Annotated in this window: 12 protein-coding genes and 1 tRNA gene; 6 read left to right on the forward strand and 7 right to left on the reverse strand. The window is 56.9% G+C overall.

Annotated features, from left to right (window positions below; genetic code table 11):
• Nucleotide 1: 1 nt before the first annotated feature.
• The 6 genes from P8Z34_00545 to alaS are packed head-to-tail and all read right to left on the reverse strand — an operon-like array spanning nucleotide 2 to nucleotide 9054.
• Nucleotides 2-1246, reverse strand: a complete 1245-nt coding sequence (locus P8Z34_00545; protein ID MEJ2549152.1) for an MFS transporter — start codon at nucleotides 1244-1246, stop codon at nucleotides 2-4.
• A gap of 27 nt (nucleotides 1247-1273) precedes the next feature.
• On the reverse strand, nucleotides 1274-3235 hold the full coding sequence (locus P8Z34_00550; protein ID MEJ2549153.1) for a prolyl oligopeptidase family serine peptidase: 1962 nt from the start codon (nucleotides 3233-3235) through the stop codon (nucleotides 1274-1276).
• A 7-nt stretch (nucleotides 3236-3242) separates the two neighbouring features.
• Nucleotides 3243-4379: an endolytic transglycosylase MltG gene (mltG, locus tag P8Z34_00555; GenBank protein MEJ2549154.1), complete on the reverse strand. Its 1137-nt coding sequence runs from the start codon at nucleotides 4377-4379 to the stop codon at nucleotides 3243-3245.
• A complete protein-coding gene (ruvX, locus tag P8Z34_00560) occupies nucleotides 4363-4758 on the reverse strand; it encodes a Holliday junction resolvase RuvX (GenBank protein MEJ2549155.1) in 396 nt (131 codons plus the stop codon). The genes mltG and ruvX overlap by 17 nt, the downstream gene beginning before the upstream one ends.
• Nucleotides 4755-6278, reverse strand: a complete 1524-nt coding sequence (locus P8Z34_00565; GenBank protein ID MEJ2549156.1) for a baseplate J/gp47 family protein — start codon at nucleotides 6276-6278, stop codon at nucleotides 4755-4757. Before P8Z34_00565 ends, ruvX begins: the two co-directional genes overlap by 4 nt.
• A 25-nt stretch (nucleotides 6279-6303) precedes the next feature.
• Nucleotides 6304-9054 (reverse strand): alanine--tRNA ligase, encoded by a 2751-nt coding sequence (gene alaS / locus P8Z34_00570; protein MEJ2549157.1) that lies wholly within the window; start codon nucleotides 9052-9054, stop codon nucleotides 6304-6306.
• Nucleotides 9055-9240: 186 nt separating this feature from the next.
• Between alaS and P8Z34_00575 the strand changes: the two genes are divergently transcribed.
• The 6 genes from P8Z34_00575 (at nucleotide 9241) to P8Z34_00600 (ending at nucleotide 16334) form a co-directional block, all read left to right on the forward strand.
• Complete coding sequence (locus P8Z34_00575) at nucleotides 9241-10341, forward strand: hypothetical protein (GenBank protein MEJ2549158.1); 1101 nt, start codon at nucleotides 9241-9243, stop codon at nucleotides 10339-10341.
• Nucleotides 10342-10410: 69 nt separating this feature from the next.
• Nucleotides 10411-10484, forward strand: a tRNA-Asp gene (locus P8Z34_00580).
• Nucleotides 10485-10629: 145 nt separating this feature from the next.
• Nucleotides 10630-11742 (forward strand): DNA-processing protein DprA, encoded by a 1113-nt coding sequence (gene dprA, locus P8Z34_00585; GenBank protein MEJ2549159.1) that lies wholly within the window; start codon nucleotides 10630-10632, stop codon nucleotides 11740-11742.
• A 5-nt stretch (nucleotides 11743-11747) separates the two neighbouring features.
• A complete protein-coding gene (locus P8Z34_00590) occupies nucleotides 11748-12848 on the forward strand; it encodes a sugar phosphate nucleotidyltransferase (protein ID MEJ2549160.1) in 1101 nt (366 codons plus the stop codon).
• A gap of 25 nt (nucleotides 12849-12873) precedes the next feature.
• Nucleotides 12874-15216, forward strand: coding sequence for a type I DNA topoisomerase (gene topA, locus P8Z34_00595; GenBank protein ID MEJ2549161.1), 2343 nt, complete (start codon nucleotides 12874-12876; stop codon nucleotides 15214-15216).
• 113 nt (nucleotides 15217-15329) lie between these two features.
• Nucleotides 15330-16334, forward strand: a complete 1005-nt coding sequence (locus P8Z34_00600; GenBank protein MEJ2549162.1) for a hypothetical protein — start codon at nucleotides 15330-15332, stop codon at nucleotides 16332-16334.
• An 88-nt stretch (nucleotides 16335-16422) separates the two neighbouring features.
• On the opposite strand, the gene greA is transcribed toward P8Z34_00600, so the two are convergent.
• Nucleotides 16423-16893 carry a transcription elongation factor GreA gene (gene greA, locus P8Z34_00605; protein MEJ2549163.1) on the reverse strand — a complete coding sequence of 157 codons (471 nt, stop codon included), beginning with the start codon at nucleotides 16891-16893 and terminating at the stop codon, nucleotides 16423-16425.
• Between the last annotated feature and the right edge of the window lie 88 nt (nucleotides 16894-16981).

Consider the following 16981-nt stretch of genomic DNA (forward strand, 5'->3'; position numbering starts at 1 on the left):
ATCATGATTTCGTAAATGCCGGATTTTCAGAACGAGGAAGCCTGGCGGCAGCAAAAATCCCAGCCAGCAGAAAAAAACCGGCCGTAAAGGCGAACGTCGCTTGCAGGTTGAGCCAGGTTGCGATGCCGGCGCCGAGCAGCGGCGCGATCGTGCGTGCAGCGGCGCGCAGTGAATTCGATAATCCATACACCGCGCCTTCCTCCCCGTGGACGGTGAGCTTTGCGAGCAGCGCGCCCACCGAAGGCAGTATGCCGCCCATTGCCACCCCCGCCAGAGCCTGCAGGAGCAACATCTGCCAGGTTTCGCTCACAAGCGATTGTGGTGCATAGAAGAGCGCCGTGGCAACCAGACTGCCGATGAGGATCGATCGATGGCCAATACGGTCGCCAAGCCTGCCGAAATAAATCGAACTCAGGGTCATCGCAGCAGAATAGACCCCAAAAACGATTCCGGTTATCGTATTTACACTGGAAATATCGGTGGTGAAGGATTGGATGAAGATGGGCATGATCGGCACGATCGTCGAACGCCCCAGCCGTGCGACCGTGTCCAACGTGTAGGTCGTCTTGACGCCGGGGGAGTGGATGATGTGCCGCCAGTCGGCAAAGAAACTACGCAGCTCGATCGAGGGCGTGGTGGCTGGAACGTAAGTTTCTTCGACGCCAAAGTGAACCAGAATTCCGGCCACGAGCAGCAGTGCCGCCGTAATATAAAACGCAGCGCCGTATCCGAATGCGTCTGCGACGGCGCCGCCGATGAGTGGTCCCATCGCGATCCCAATACCGAGCCCCGTTTGCAGCAACCCCAGGGCGTAGCCGGTGCGCGCACGGGGCGCCTCTGCGGCGATCAGCGCACTCGATGCGGCGACCGAACCGGTGATCAAACCCTGAATAGCGCGCAGCAGAACGAGCTGCTCGGCTGAACGGACGAAAGCCATGAGCAGGATGATCCCTGCACCGCCGAAACACGCCCGCTGAATCATGAGTTTTCGGCCATAGCGATCGGCAATTGCACCCCATACGGGTGAGGCGAGCATCATGCAGAAAGCTTGTGCCGAATAAACCAGGCCGGCCAGAAGTTCGAGGCTGAGCCCGGAAGTCGAGCCCAGGGCTTCGACGTACAGTGGAAGGAACGGAAAGACGCTGGAAAAGCCGACGGCAGTGATGATCTGCGCGAAAAAGGTGACATACAGCGTGCGCCGCCATGCTTCGGAGATATGAAAATCAGCCCGTTTCCCAAACATCATGCTTCACAAATTTCTCTTGGTTTTTGTTCAGCGCGCGAGATTTGAAATTGTAACCGCTTCAAGCGAATCGGCAAGTTCGAAGCCGAATATCTGCGCGTAGAAGGAAAGTTCGGCTTCGAGACTTCGTTTGAGGCTTTCCGCACGCCGGAATCCGTGGCCTTCATTGGGGAATGTGAGGTAGGCGTACTGCAATTTCTTCTCGCGCAGCGCTTCGATCAAGGTTTTCGATTGGGAGGGCGGAACGATCTTGTCACGCATACCTTGAAAGACGATCAGGGGACTCGATAGTTCCTGCGTGTGATGGATCGGCGAGCGGTCGAGATACAACTGTCTTTCAGCAGGGTAAGGGCCGATCAGATATTGCACGTAACCGGATTCGAACTTAGGGGAAGCGTTGACCAACATCTCGGCATCCGCAACGGCGTAGTACACGGCGCCGGCGCGAAACAGATTGTGGAACGTGAGCGCGCACAGCGTGGTCCAGCCGCCGGCGCTGCTTCCGCGCATGATCTGACGGCCGGGATCCGTTTCGCCTCGATCGATCAGGCAGCGGGCTGCGGCGAGGCAGTCCTCGGTATCGACGTGCCCCCATTGACCCCGCAAAGCTTCACGATAGGATCGTCCGTAGCCTGAACTACCGCGGTAGTTCACGTCGAGGACGCCAAAGCCACGGCTGGTGAAGAATAGGAATTCGGGCTGCAGGAAGGGATGTGCGGCGGAGGTCGGTCCACCGTGGCAGCGCACAATCAGCGGGGCCAATTCGTCCGCCGGGGAGTCATAATCCGGATTCGCAGGGGGGTAGTATAGCGCGTGGGCGACTTCGCTGTCGAACGTTGGGTAGTCGATCGGACGAGGCCTGGAGAGGTATCCGGCTTCGATCTCGAATGATGCACCTCGATAAACGACATTCGATGAGCCATCTTCGAGATTGATGCGGACGACGGCGGGGCGCATTTCGAAGTTGCCACCCAGGAACCAGAGGTTCTCTTCGCCGTCACTGGCCAGGTAGGGAATCGCCGTAAAAGGCGTGTCGAGCTTCCGGAAACTACGGGACTGGGGTTCGTAGAGGCCCAGGTGCTCCAGACCGTCTTTCCAGAAGACGCAGGCGATGCGGCCCTGCGAGAGAAACGCATAGCGTGTGTAGCCGAACGACCAGGCCGGCCGATCGAGATCGGCTTCGATGTCGAAGATTCGATCGACGAGCGATCCGTTCCAGCGGTAGAGGTTGCTCCAATTCGAACGATCCGAGAGGAAGTAGAGATTCCCATCCGGACTCCAGGATGGATTGGAGATCCACTCCGCAGCGCTTCCTGCGATTTTATCCGCTGGCGAAATCGAGCCGTCGGGATGATATTTCGCTGCCCATAGCTCCGTTCCATCCCACGGCATGCGGGGAAGATCCCAGGACAACCAGGCGATGCGGCAGCCGTCCGGGCTGATTCTGGGGCTGGCGTAGAAATCGCTGCCTCGAACGACGGTTTTGACCTCGCCAGCACCGTCGCTTTGAACGGCCACTATATCATTCTGCACCTTGCCGTTTGAATCATGACGCTCGCGGACACAGAGTATGAACTGACCATCCGCTGCAGGAGAACCGTCCGCAAAGCGCCAGGATTCGCCGGTGGGCGGTTCGGGCGTGATCGGGATGGGTGTACCACCCGCTGCGAGCCGGTAGAGGCGTTGATCCGCCTCGTTGGAAAAGAAAACCGTGCCCGCAAGCACGCAGTAATCTCCACCGCCGTACTCATGGACGCGGGTGCGTGCGCTGTATCCTTCCGGGATGACCTCGGCAATGCTGCCGTCCTCTCTCCGGCACACTATGGTGTTCCGGCCGCCATCTTCCGGTTTGGGCTCGATCCAGTAGACGGACCTGCCGTGCACTTGAATCTCGCGCAGCAACCATCCCCAACCAGAGCCGCATGCCGCGACGAGTTCGGACGAGATGGGTGATTCCCAGGAGCCGTAAGGTGCGGTTCTTATGCCGGTCATATGCGCGTCAGGGGCAGGCGTTTTCGAGATGCTCTTCGTACGTTTCGGCGAATGCGTGACGGCCCGATCCGTCGCACAGCGCACGGAAGTACAGGTAGGTGCTGTCGGCGGGGAAGGCGACTGCCTTCAACGCCGAAGCGCCAGGATTGGCGATCGGGCCCGGCGGCAGTCCGGTGAATCGGTAGGTGTTGTACGGGGAGTCGAATTCCAGATCGGAGAAGCTGAGCGGCGCCTTCCACCATCCGCCGGTCTGCAGGCCCAGTGCGTACTGGACGGTGGGATCCGCTTCCAATTTCATGCCCAGGGACAGACGCCGCAGGAAGACCGAGGCGATCAGCGGCCGTTCATCCGGGATTACGGCTTCGCGCTCTACTATCGAGGCCAGCGTGACAGCCTGGTATACGTTCAATCCCTGTCGTTCGAATCCCGCGAGCATTTCTGCATCGAGCTTGGATTCGAAGTTGTCCAGCATGGCGAGGATCACGTCACGTGCAGATGCCTCGGGATCGAAGAAATACGTGTCCGGGAACAGTAACCCTTCCAGCGAAGCTTCGGCGGGCCAATCGACTGGAAGATCGCTGCTGCGGGCAATTTCATCACAAGCTGCCAGAAAATCCTCGAAGCTGATATTCAGATCGCTGACGGCGACGCGTTCGGCGATTTCTTCCAGGCGCAAGCCCTCGACCACGGTGAAGGCGGTCGCCGCAGGGATCGCGGTCTGCAGTGCGTCTGCGATCTGGCGGATGGTCATCTCTCCGGTAAGTTGGTAATATCCAACCTCGACGCTGTAGTCGAAACCGCGGTAGCGCAGGTAATTGCGCAGCAGGAAACCGTTGCGGACGACGCCGCTTTCCGTCAGGCGGTCGACGACGTCGCTGGCGAGATTGCCCTCAAACACTTCGAAATCAATCGATACTTCCGCTGCGCCCGCAGGTTCGTCGAGCGCGGCTTCATTGGCCAGCAGATACACGGATAACAGCGTGCGCATGAACGGGTTCAGGTGGGGATTGGGCGGGCCGAGGCGTTCGTTCGACTGCGGCACGCCGAGCATGACGAATCCCGCCGCCCAGATTACTCCGCAGATGATCAGCATACCAGCAGCTGCACCGAGCAAACAAGCAGGTCGTTTAAGGCTTTTCAGCATAGAGGTATTCCTGTAAGAAAACGGCGGCTGCACGCGCATCCGTCATGCCATCTTTTTTCCCGTGGAGTCGGAGCGCGGCACTCGTGGAATCAGTTTCGTCCCAGGTGTCGACCTGTAATTCCGTCACGGCGCGCAGCGCCTCAACCAGGCGCAGCGCCTTTCGAGCTTGATGCCCGATTTGGCCCGCCGCGTTCAGGGCAAGTCCGACGAGGATCCTATCCGCTTCGCATTCATCCGCCCACTGGACGATTGCTTGGGCGTCTGTGATTCTCGACACGTGTTTGACGACCGCCAGGGGTCTCGCGATGGTTCCGCTTGGATCGCTGACCGCCAGGCCGATGCGTTTGTCTCCCGGGTCGACGGCAAGTATGCGGGTCATGAATTCACCTGCCAAGAATAGTGAATGGAGATTCGCGTTGGGAGGAACGGGATTCGCGGCAGCCATCCGGGATAGAGGTGCAGCGTCGGAGGTTCCGTGACCGCGATGTTCTGCGAGACGAGCGCCACCGCACGCGCCGGTCGTTCCCAGCGAAGGATTTCACGCAGCATGTCCTTGTCGGCAGGGATGTAGATATCCTGCCAGGCGCGTGCGGCGAGATCGACGACGTCGGATCGGATTTGCGAACCCTCTTCGAGGACTTCGAAACCGAAACTGTGTGGAACCGGCGCATATCCGGCAGGTATCTGATCGGCAAGCACTCGCTCCGCCGCAGTTTGCGCATCCGAATTCCGGTACGCAAAAACGCTGTATTCGACGTCCATCGACAAGGCAAGCGTGTCCGCCGGATCGCCGAGTGCACGATCGAACGTACGTTGGTCGACTTGCGTGAGTCGAAGCGATTGGGAAAGCAGGATCTGCTGCTCATGTAAAAGCGCACTGAGCTGCTGCAGTGCCTGGGCTTCCAGATTCTCCTGAAGTTTATCCTCCAGGCGTTTGAAATCCGCTTCGGCGACGGCTCCATGGATTTCGTTTTCCCCGCCGGAGAGGTAGACGATGTTGTTGACTTCTACCTGCAGTCCCAGCGTGCCTTCCACGGCGTCGATCGCTCCGGAGGGTAAATTGCCGGCCGGACCCAATGTGGTGGCCTCGATGGCCGCCTCTGCCTGCGCGCCGATCTCACCCGGCAGAGACACGTTTTCCGTCGTGACGAAGCGCTGATCCTCGTACGCGCTGGCGCGCAGCCCCGTGCCTGCAGGGATTTCGATGGTATCCGAAGTCAGATTCGTGAAGGTGACGAATCCCCGTGCAGAAGTGGCTGGCAGGGCAATTTCGCCGCTGGTCGGCAGCCGCAGTTCATCCGAAACCTGTACGGTGAGAATTTGGCCGGGTATCGCGCCGTCTGCTTCCGGCACCACCAATGCAGGATCGACATGCAAAAGCAGGTTGGTGGTCTGCGCTTCGATTGGCGGCGAGATGATCAGCTCCGCACGAGAAACGATGAGGATCGCCAAGCCGCCAAGCGTAACGAGAACCACGACCAGTAAGAGCGCACGCAATATTTTAAGTGGTGTGGAGGGCGGCCTGTCTGCGAGGTCGTTGGTCGACTCGAGCCTCGCAATCGAGGCTTCTTTCTTCCTGGGGCGTGGACCTGCTGCTTTTGAACGGCGGCGAGCCCTGCGGCGCCAGCCGGCATCCGTCACGGCATCGACGCTCTCGAAAGCCGGAATCGCCAAAACATCGGCATGATCGAGGACACCCGGGTCGTTTGTTACGAGACCGATTTGCAGGCTGTGCTGCGCCGCGAAACGCTGCAGCAATACCAGGTCTAGCCTGCGGTGGAGAATTCGCCCGTACTTTGGCCAGACGATGAGCACGCGCGGAGATTTCGCCCAGCCCAACTTGTCTCGGGCAGACACGTAATCGTCATGCAAATCGAGGTGAACGATATGGACTTTCACCGGGATCAGTCACATGCAATCGGTTTCATTGGAGATCAGATTCCACCCAATCGGGCACTACGTCCAAAGCCTCGGGCATTTTAGAGGCATCTTTACCGCCCGCCTGCGCCAGGGTCGCTTTGCCGCCCCCGCCGCCGCCGATGGCTTTAGCAGCGAGTTTCACCAATTTCGAGGCGTTCAGGTTTCGCGAGATGAGGTCTTCACTCACGGCGGCTACGAGAATAGGCCTTCCATCTACGATCGATCCGAGCAGGGCCACACCAGAATCGAATTTGGCGCGAAACCGATCCGTCAACTGGCGCAGAATCTCGGCATCGGCGTCGGGGATCATCGCGCTGAGCACGAGCACCCCGGCATACTTCTGGGGTTCGAGAGAATCGAAAACTTCGACCGCTTGCTGCGACTGATACGTCGAACGTTCCCGCTCGAGTCGATCGCGCTCGGCGAGTATATTCCGAATCCGCGTGTCGATTTCTTCTACGGGTGAATCCAGGATGGCCGCGACATCTTGCAGGATGCGCAGGCGTTCGTCGATGATGGACTGTGCTTTACGTCCGGTGACGGCCTCGATGCGGCGAATTCCGGCCGCAACGCTTCCCTCGCTCAAGATCAGAAAGGGGCCGATGATTCCGGTCTCGTCGACGTGTGTGCCGCCGCATAATTCGTAGGAATGGCGCACGTTTTCGCCGATGCTGACCGTGCGCACGACTTCGCCGTATGTTTCTCCGAAAAGCGCCATCGCGCCTTCGTCTATCGCTTCCTCGCGTGATTTATGCACCACCGTCAGTTTATAGTTCGCTAAAATGGCCTCGGAGACCTTGTCCTGCACCAATTGAATCTCATCAGCCGTCATCGCTTCGGGATGTGTGAAATCGAAACGCAGGCGGTCGGGCGCCACCAGCGAACCGGCCTGGCGGGCATGCTCTCCGAGAACTTCTCGCAGCGCGGCGTGGAGCAGGTGGGTGGCCGTGTGATTGCGCATGATATCCAGGCGGCGATCCCCGTCGACCGAAGCCCGCGCAAGATCGCCGACCTGCGGGGTCCCGCGAACGACGTTACCCTCGTGCAGAATCAGACCTTTAACGGGTTCGCGTGCGCGCTCGATTTCGATTTCCCAGGAGGCGCCGTTGACGGCGGATATTTCCCCCGTGTCGGTCACCTGTCCGCCGGATTCGACGTAAAAAGAAGTCTCTGGCAGCACGACCTCGACTCGTTCACCTTCATGCACGGATCGAACGCGTTCATCCCCTCGAATGAGCGCCAGGACGTCTCCCTGAGTCTGAATCGAATCGTACGGGTCGTAAACGACCCCCGCCGGCCCCAACACCTTTGCAGAACGCAGGTCTTCCAGGACCTGGCGGTAGAGATCGATGTTTTCGTCTGCATGGGCTTTACCGCTGCCATCTCCGGATGTGAGGCGGTGTTGCTCCATCGCCGTGTAAAATCCCGCTTCGTCGGTCGTAAAACCGTGTTCTTCGGCGAGATCGCGCGTGATCTCGAAAGGCAGGCCGTACGTGGCGTACAGGTCGAAAGCCGATTGACCGGAAATGACCTTCGAACCGGATGATTCGGCTTGCTCCATCAACGTCATGAAGTGGGCGACGCCGACATCGATCGTGCGGTGAAAACGGCGTTCTTCGTCCGTGAGGGTTTGCAGAATGGCCGCCTTATTTCGCTCGAGTTCCGGGTAGAAATCGCCGTAGTGTGCGATCACCGTCTGAGCAATTTCATGGAGGAAGGGTTCGTCGAGACCGATCATTGCGCCGAAACGGCTTGCGCGGCGGATGATCATGCGGCAGACGTAGTTGCGCCCGACATTTCCAGGGACGACGCCGTCTGCAATCAGGAACGAAGCCGCACGTCCGTGATCGGCGATGACGCGATAGGGAGTCAGATTTTGATGCCGGGTTTTCTCATCGTCGCCGGTCAGTCGTTGAACGGTGTCCAGAAGCGGCGTGAACAGATCCGTTTTGTAATTGGAATCGACGTCCTGCAGAACCGATACGATGCGTTCGAAGCCCATGCCGGTGTCGACGTGTTTTGCGGGAAGCGGTTCGAGTTCGTGTGGGCTGATGCGGTTGTACTGGATAAACACCAGGTTCCACAATTCCAGATAGCGCTGGCAGTCACCGTTTACTGCGCATTCGTGACCCTTCACGTCCCGCATGTTGCAGTATTCGGGACCGCGATCGAAGTGGATTTCGCTGTCCGGGCCGCAAGGTCCCGTGTCCGCCATCTCCCAGAAATTTTCCTCCCTGCCGAAATAAAGCACGTGGCTGGCTGGGAAACCGGGTTGTTCGAGCCAGATGCCGGCCGCTTCGTCGTCGCGAGGAATCTCTCCCATTTCGTCTTCGAAGCATGTGGCGTACAGCCGATCTTTCGGCAGCCCCCACACATCCGTGAGCAGTTCCCAGGCCCAGGTGATTGCGTCCTTCTTGTAGTAATCACCGAAGGACCAGTTGCCTAGCATTTCGAAGAACGTATGGTGAGTGTCGTCCCGTCCGACGTCTTCCAGGTCGTTGTGCTTGCCCGCGACGCGCATGCATTTTTGACAGTCCACGGCACGAACGTAGGGGCGAGTGCCGGAACCGAGGAACACGTCTTTAAACTGCACCATACCGGCGTTTGTGAAGAGCAGGGTTTGATCCCCGCCGGGAACGAGAGAGGCGGAAGGGACGATCGTGTGACCGTGCCGCGCGAAAAAATCCAGGAAGGATTGACGGATCTCTGCGCCCGTCCGCTTCACGGGCGTTTTATTTTCTCGTTTTTTCGACATTCTAACTCCACTTGGTTAGCGATTATACGTCATGAGCGAAGGCGCATCAACAAGGTGTGCTGCGCGAATTGCGGCGCCTCGGGTTATACTTATAGTCATTGAGCCAGCGATGTCACAAATGGCATATCGACAGCGTTGTAAAATTGAAACCGTTATCACGCACTTCGTTTCGCATGGAGGAATAACATGGAATCATCTCGCCGGAATTCTCTCACGCTGGTCTTCACGATCCTGATTCTGGGGATTCTCGCCTGCGGGCCGCTGGCACAGACGCAGGAAGCCGATCTGAATCTTGCGGGCACGCAGACCATGGAAGCGTTGGACCTCATTGTTGCGGCCACACTTCAGGCGTCATCTGGAGGTGAGGGCGAATCCGGTGAATCTTCTCCGGAACCCGTCGAAGAAGAACCTGCAGCCGAGGTCACCCCGACGGCGACCGTCGAACACGTAGCCCGTCCGGAGAATCCGGGTAGTCTGACCAGCTACATGACGGATCGATCCACGAAGGCGTTGGCAGCAGAGCGTAGAGCGATCGCCGATAACTTCGATAAAAACCTGGTCGAACGCCCGTTTACCTCCGAAGTGATGGACTACGTAGAACATCTCGACATCACCCGTGCCGAGTTGAGTTTGAGTGGTTCCTGGGTGTATGTAACTATATTCCTGGAGGGCGAACCTCCTGCCGATTCGCAGGCCGTGTATGCCGTTGAGATCGATGGAGATCTCGATGGTCGTGGCGATTGGTATATTTCGGGCGTCGTTCCTGCATCGAGCGACTGGACCACAGACGGCGTGTTCGCCTGGCGGGACAGCAACAACGACGTCGGCGGCGTGGTTCCGCTGGAAGCCGATCCTCCGCAGCCGGTCTGGGACGGGTATGACGAGCAGTTATTTGCCCAGGGAATCGGGACCGATCCGGACGCGGCTTGGATACGGCGATCGCCCACACAGCCGGACCGTGTGCAGTTGGCTTTCAAGTATTCTTTGATCGATTCGGACGGCGAGTTCATGTGGGGAGTCTGGTCGGAAGAAATGGTCATCCAGCCGGGTTGGATGGACTACAACGACCATTTCACGCCGGAAGAAGCCGGATCGCCAGAGATCAGCAGTTCACTGTATCCCATCAAGCAAGTCGCCATGATGGACAACACCTGCCGCTGGACCGTAGGATTTACACCGGACGGCACCGAACCTGGCGTTTGCTATGTGGCTCCGCCGACACCGACACCGACAATTACACCCACGGTTACAATGACGCCAACGGCAACATTAGAGGAGCTTTATTAGCCAATCGACATCGTCAGGATGAAGTTTCTTGACGCCAATTCTCGGACTGTGGTACACTGCTCAGCGTCCGGGGGTGTAGTGTAGTGGCTTAACACGCTGCCCTGTCAAGGCAGAGATCGCGGGTTCGAATCCCGTCATCCCCGCACAAACGCCTGATCCATTCAGGCGTTTTTTCTTGCGCTTGAGAGATTTGCGTTTCATGCGTCTATGAAAGTATCTGGCAGTATGTTGTCAACTTGACATGCGCGAAATCGCTGTGATATGCTCTGACGGCTTTCGGAGGCTGAAATGGGGGAGAAAAAACTGTATTGGGTCGGTTTCAACCTTGTCTCTGGTATCGGGCCCCATCGTCTGCGATCACTACTGGATACATGCGGAGACGTGGAGCTTGCCTGGAACGCAGATCGTCAGACGTTGAAATCCGCCGGTTTGGGACCGAAGACCATCGAATCGTTTTTAGAAGTACGCCGGCGTGTAGATTTGGAAAGCGTATGGAAGGATATCCAGTCCAGAGGATTGAAAGTCATAACCTGGGACTGCCAGCAATATCCGCAGCGATTGCGTGAAATCGATGCGCCTCCGCCGATGTTATACACTTTGGGCGATTTCGATACCCGGGATCGATGGGCGGCGGCGGTAGTCGGCACACGCAGGATGTCGCCGTACGGTGAGGCGGTCACACGCGATCTAGGCCGGACGCTCGCCGGAAGCGGCGTGACGGTGGTATCGGGTTTGGCGCGCGGCATCGATGGCGTCGCTCACGAAGCTGCGTTGGACGCGGGTGGGCGGACGATCGCGGTGCTGGGATCCGGATTGGATCAAATCTATCCACCCGAACATCGAAAACTGGCCCAAAGGATAATCGAAAATGGGGCCGTTATCAGCGATTATCCCCTCGGGACGCGGCCCGAAGCGAAGAATTTCCCGCCCCGCAATCGAATCATCAGCGGTCTCTCGATGGTCGTCATAGTCGTCGAAGCGGGAGAAGGGAGCGGTGCGTTGATCACGGCGGACTTCGCAGCAGAACAAGGACGAGACGTACTCGCAGTTCCGGGAGATGTTCATCGGAATACGAGCAAAGGTGTAAATCAGTTGATACAATCTGGTGCACAACCGATGCTCTCCCCTCAGGACGTGCTCGAAGTCCTGAATATGGAAATCGTTACCCGGCAGGAAGCTGTGTCGCGGGCATTGCCGGAAGATAAAACGGAGCGGTTGATCCTGGAATCTCTGGGAAGCGAACCCGTTCACGTGGACGAATTAAAGGAATCGTGTGCATTGCCAATTGCACGCATCACGGCCGCGTTGGCGATGCTGGAGCTAAAAGGACGCGTGCGAAAACTCAGTGGTATGCAATACGTGAAAATTCGAGAAGCGCGAACTGCATACCTGCGGGATTGATAAATATGGCAGAAGACTTTTTTGCAGCGATCATGGCGGGCGGTGGCGGCACGCGGCTTTGGCCATTGTCCCGGCGAGACCGGCCAAAGCAGATGCTGCAGATATTTGGAAATGAGACATTGTTCGATGTATCGGTTAAACGTTTGCAGCCATTGATGGATTTCGATCGAATTTTCGTCGTCACGGTCGAGGATCAGGCTAAAATATTGTCCGATCAGGTTCCCTCCCTGCCGGCGGATAACTTCATCCTCGAGCCCTGCCCGCGAGGCACCGCCTCGGTCGTGGGGCTGGCTGCGATCAAGCTGAGAAAAGTAAATCAGGACTGCGTGATTGCCATCCTCACTGCAGATCACTTTATCGCAGACAAAGAAAATTTTCAGGAACTGCTTCGAGCCGCAAGAGAACTGGCGTTGGCGGGAGATCTTGTCACCTTGGGCGTCACGCCTCGATACCCGGATACAGGGTACGGCTATATCCATCGTGGAGAACGTCGCGGCGTGTTCAACGGATTCGAGGCGTTTCGCGTGGAGGCTTTTAAGGAAAAGCCGGACGTAGGTCTGGCCGAAGAATATGTAGACAGCGGCGAATACTCCTGGAATTCGGGGATGTTCGTCTGGAAAGCGGAAAGCATTCTGGCTGAAATCGAAAGACAGATGCCTGAGCTGTTCCGAGGATTGGAAGAGATCGATCGAGTATTGGGCACGGCAGACGAAGCGGAAACGACAGAAAGAGTCTGGTGCCAATTGGAAAGCCAGACGGTGGATTTTGGCATCATGGAAGGCGCCAGGAATGTGAGTGTCATTCCGGCAGATGATCTTGGTTGGTGCGACGTCGGTGGATGGGCGCGCATGTTCGAGGTGAAAGACCAGGACGAGCACGGAAACGTGATCCTGGCTGAGAATTGTTTGACGGTCGACGCCAGGAATACGTTGATCTACAAGGATGAAAGCGCCGAAGCGCAGCGCTTGATCGTCGCCTTGGGAACGGATGCATTGATCGTCGTGGATATGGGCGACGTGCTGCTGGTGTGCCCGAAAGATCGGTCCGAAGACGTTCGAAAAATCGTGCGTATGCTGGAAGAAAAGGGTATGGATCGATATCTATAGGAGAGTGTTTGTGGAAGCATATTGTGTGAAGTGTAAGCAGAAAAGAGAAATAACGCAGGCAGAACCGACCTTCACGGCAACGGGAACACCGGCGACCAAAGGCGTCTGCGCCGTGTGCGGCACCGGGCTTTACCGCATGGGAAAAACGCCTGCGCATGCCGGTCTCACCCCGCCAGAAGGTGCGGTGAAAACGAGGCGAAAAAAGAAGAAAGACAAAAAACGCAGCGGAAAGCTGGTGATCGTCGAATCGCCCGCAAAGGCGCGTACGATCAGCCGTTTTCTCGGCAAGGACTACAAGGTCATGGCATCGATCGGCCACGTGCGGGATTTGCTGCGTTCGCAGTTGTCTGTCGATGTGGAGCATGATTTCAAACCGAAATATCGTGTGCCCAACGAGAAACGCGAGGTGGTCAAGGAACTTAAATCGGCTGCTGCGGGCTCGAAAGAGGTGTACCTGGCAACGGATCACGATCGCGAGGGCGAAGCAATTGCGTGGCATTTGTTGGAAGCAGCCGACATCGACCGTGACAACGCCAAGCGTGTCGTTTTCAACGAAATAACGGAACCCGCGATCAAAGAAGCATTCGAGCAGCCGCGGGACATCGCGATGGACCTGGTCGACGCACAGCAAGCACGCCGAATTCTCGATCGCCTGGTCGGATACAATCTCAGCCCACTGTTGTGGGAAAAAGTCCGGGGACGATTATCTGCGGGCCGCGTGCAGTCCGTTGCGCTGCGTCTGATCGTCGAGCGGGAGCGCGAGATCGAGAAATTCGTGCCCCAGGAATATTGGACGATCGATGCGGAATTCCTGAACGAAGACAAGCCTCCTGCCTTCATGGCCAGACTCGTGAAACACAACGGGGAAAAACCGGAAATTGGGTCCAATGAGGAAGTGCAGTCGATCATCTCCGATCTGCGCCAGGCTACCCATCAGATTGGAAACGTCCGAAGGGGGCAGCGCACACGTCGGCCGTCGGCGCCCTTCACCACCTCCACGATGCAGCAGACCGCTTCGCAACGGTTCGGCTACACCGCACGCCGGACGATGGTCATCGCACAGCAATTGTACGAAGGCGTAGAATTCGGTGATGGTGAGCGGGTGGGCTTGATCACCTACATGCGTACAGATTCCACACAGGTTTCCAAACAAGCGCAGTTGGAGGCGAGAAAATTGATCGCCGACCAATATGGCAATGAGTTTTTACCCGAAAAACCGCCCGTCTACCGTACTCGCGGCCGGCTGGCGCAGGAAGCCCACGAGGCCATTCGCCCGACTTCCGTAATGCGTACGCCGAAATCACTCAAGCCGTACCTGACGGCGGATCAATACAAGTTGTACAACTTGATCTGGCAGAGATTTGTAGCTTCGCAGATGAAACCCGCAAAGTACGATACGTTGACGATCGAAGTTGTGGGGCGTTCACCGAACAATGAATATGTATTTCGCGTAACCGCATCGAGTCTGCGTTTCGCCGGCTTCCTGGCCGTATATTCGTCGGGAAAGAACGGGGATGAACATTCGGAGAAGGATGAAGCAGCGGATGAAGAGCTGGTCGCCCAGCTTGCTCAATTACCGAATTTACAAAAGGGCGACCCGGTCAAGCTTCTGGAAGTCCTGCCTGAGCAGCATTTCACGCAGCCACCGCCGCGCTTTTCGGATGCCACACTGGTCCGTGCGCTGGAAGAAGAAGGCATTGGCAGACCGTCCACGTATGCGCCAATTATCTCCACCCTACGCCAACGCGGGTACATCGTACGCGAAAGTCGTCGGTTGATGCCCACCGAAATCGGTGAAATCGTCAACGATTTGATCGTCGCATATTTTCCCAACATCGTCGACCCAGGTTTTACGGCTCGTATGGAAGAGCAGCTGGATGAAATTGCGGGAGGAAAGCGCGATTGGGTCGGCGTAGTGCGAGATTTCTATGAGCCCTTTGAGAAGCAGCTCGAGGCCGCTGAAGAAGCGATGCCGGAAATCAAGACAGAGCCGGAAGAAATCGGGCGGAATTGCCCGGAATGCGGCAGTCCGCTCGTCCTGCGGCACGGCCGCTATGGAAAATTCATCGGATGCTCCAATTTTCCCGAATGTCGGCATACCGAGCCGTGGCTGGAAAAGATAGGGGTGACGTGTCCGCAATGCGGTGGCGATCTCGTCGCCCGGCGGACGCGTAAGGGCCGTCCGTTCTACGGATGTGCCAATTATCCGGAATGCGACTTTACGTCCTGGAAACGGCCGATCGCTCCGCCGTGTCCCAATTGTGGCGGTTTGCTGGTGATCGAAAATCGACATCGGGCACGCTGCACGGAATGTGAAGAACAATTCGACCTATCCGAGTTACAGCGCGAAGAGGGCGAATCGGTATGAATCCTGCAACCAGGTAATTGCCCCAATTGTAGGATGGGGCTAGAATGCCGAGCAATACTTACTTTCTATGGGACTCCTGATCCCGAGTACAAAGTAGAGGCGCTATGAACGAGATGTCGGGCAAGATAAATCGAAACGTCGTGGTCGTTGTGCTCGCGTTGATTGTGGGAATCGCGCTGGGCGTGCTCTATGCATGGATCATCAGCCCCGTCGAGTGGGTTGACGGAGCGGTATACCAACTGCGCCGGGATCTGCGCGTTGATTATCTGAGGATGACGATCGATTCCTATGCACTGAACGAAGATACGGAACTCGCTGTTGAACGCTATAACGAGCTGGGAGCGGATAAAGCGGACATCTTGTCCGAAGTTGCGAACGATCCTGGCACGGTTACCAGCGGCAACATACAGCGTTTCAACGAACTCGTCGAGACTCCTCCGGAAATGGAAGAAACCGGCGAAACCGAGCAGACGCCCGCGGCGGCAGAGGGGGAATCGAGTTCGTCTCTCTCGCGGCTGCTTTTGCCCGTTTGTGGGGCGACTTTGCTGCTGGGTTTGCTGCTCGTGGCTGCACTCGTGCTGCGGCGCAGGATGGACACAGGCGCGCATGACGAACAGTACGCCTACGAAAATGATTATGAACCTGCTGCAGAAGCCGGCGAGACAGATATTCCCATGTCCATCGACCAACCTTTGGCGACTTTTCGTACGACATATTCTGTGGGTGACGATCTGTACGACGATTCGTTCAGCATCGAAAGCGCCGCGGGAGATTTTTTGGGCGAATGCGGCGTGGGAATAGGTGACGTGATTGGTGTGGGTGAACCAAAGAAAGTATCTGCATTCGAAATCTGGCTCTTCGATAAAAACGACATCCAAACGGTAACGAAAGTCTTGATGAGCCGGTACACCTTCGAAGATGTTGAAACCCGGGCTAACCTTGCGGCGAAAGGCGATCCTTTCGAAGCAAGGAGCGGCGAGGTCATCAGTCTCCAGACGGCGTCGCTGACCGTCGAAGCCCGCATAGTGGATATGAATTACGGAGATTCCGCATTGCCGGCAGAGAGTTACTTCGATCGGCTTACCGTAGAGTTGAAGGCTTTTCCGACTGCCATCTGAACTTCCCTATTAAATCAAATCCTGACGAAATTAACTGCGAACGAAAAAAGAGCGAGGATGCCTCGCTCTTTCGCTTTCGCAGCCGTGATCATTGAATGGACAGGATTTTCAGCTTGATCTTACCGCCGGGTGTTTCTGCCGTCGCAGTGTCGCCAACGCTTTTCCCGATCAGTGCTTCGCCGATCGGTGAAACATAGGAGATCATATGCTGCCGAGGATTTGTTTCTTTCACCCCAACGATCCGGTAAGTTTCGGGCTCCCTGCCGTCTTCGACGACGCGGACCGTGCTGCCGATTTCAACCGTATCCTTGGAAGTATTTTGCTCGATGATGATCGCATCATGCAGGATGATTTCGAGTTCCTGGATGCGGCCTTCAAGAAACGCTTGCTCTTCCTTTGCCGCAATGTAATCCGCGTTTTCGGAAAGATCACCTTGCTGGATCGCAAACCGCAGTCTTTTCGCGAGATCCTTTCTTTTCGGACCGCGTAATTCATCGAGTTCCGCTCGTAACTTCGCCGCGCCGTTCGGTGTGAGGTAGTATTCTTGGTGCGATTCCATCTTGATAGGCAACCTCTTTCAACTGTTTTCGGTTATGAACTAGCATTGTACCAAGAGAAGAGTCTAAGGAGTTTGGGGAGGACTGTCA

It is taken from the genome of Anaerolineales bacterium, assembly GCA_037382465.1.
GTDB lineage: Bacteria > Chloroflexota > Anaerolineae > Anaerolineales > E44-bin32 > WVZH01.

Bases quoted from the DNA above. Each gene is read 5' to 3' on its own strand.
- P8Z34_00545 (MEJ2549152.1), bottom strand. From the start codon at position 1,246: ATGATGTTTGGGAAACGGGCTGATTTTCATATCTCCGAAGCATGGCGG.
- P8Z34_00550 (MEJ2549153.1), bottom strand. From the start codon at position 3,235: ATGACCGGCATAAGAACCGCACCTTACGGCTCCTGGGAATCACCCATC.
- mltG (MEJ2549154.1), bottom strand. From the start codon at position 4,379: ATGCTGAAAAGCCTTAAACGACCTGCTTGTTTGCTCGGTGCAGCTGCT.
- ruvX (MEJ2549155.1), bottom strand. From the start codon at position 4,758: ATGACCCGCATACTTGCCGTCGACCCGGGAGACAAACGCATCGGCCTG.
- alaS (MEJ2549157.1), bottom strand. From the start codon at position 9,054: ATGTCGAAAAAACGAGAAAATAAAACGCCCGTGAAGCGGACGGGCGCA.
- P8Z34_00575 (MEJ2549158.1), top strand. From the start codon at position 9,241: ATGGAATCATCTCGCCGGAATTCTCTCACGCTGGTCTTCACGATCCTG.
- dprA (MEJ2549159.1), top strand. From the start codon at position 10,630: ATGGGGGAGAAAAAACTGTATTGGGTCGGTTTCAACCTTGTCTCTGGT.
- P8Z34_00590 (MEJ2549160.1), top strand. From the start codon at position 11,748: ATGGCAGAAGACTTTTTTGCAGCGATCATGGCGGGCGGTGGCGGCACG.
- P8Z34_00600 (MEJ2549162.1), top strand. From the start codon at position 15,330: ATGTCGGGCAAGATAAATCGAAACGTCGTGGTCGTTGTGCTCGCGTTG.
- greA (MEJ2549163.1), bottom strand. From the start codon at position 16,893: ATGGAATCGCACCAAGAATACTACCTCACACCGAACGGCGCGGCGAAG.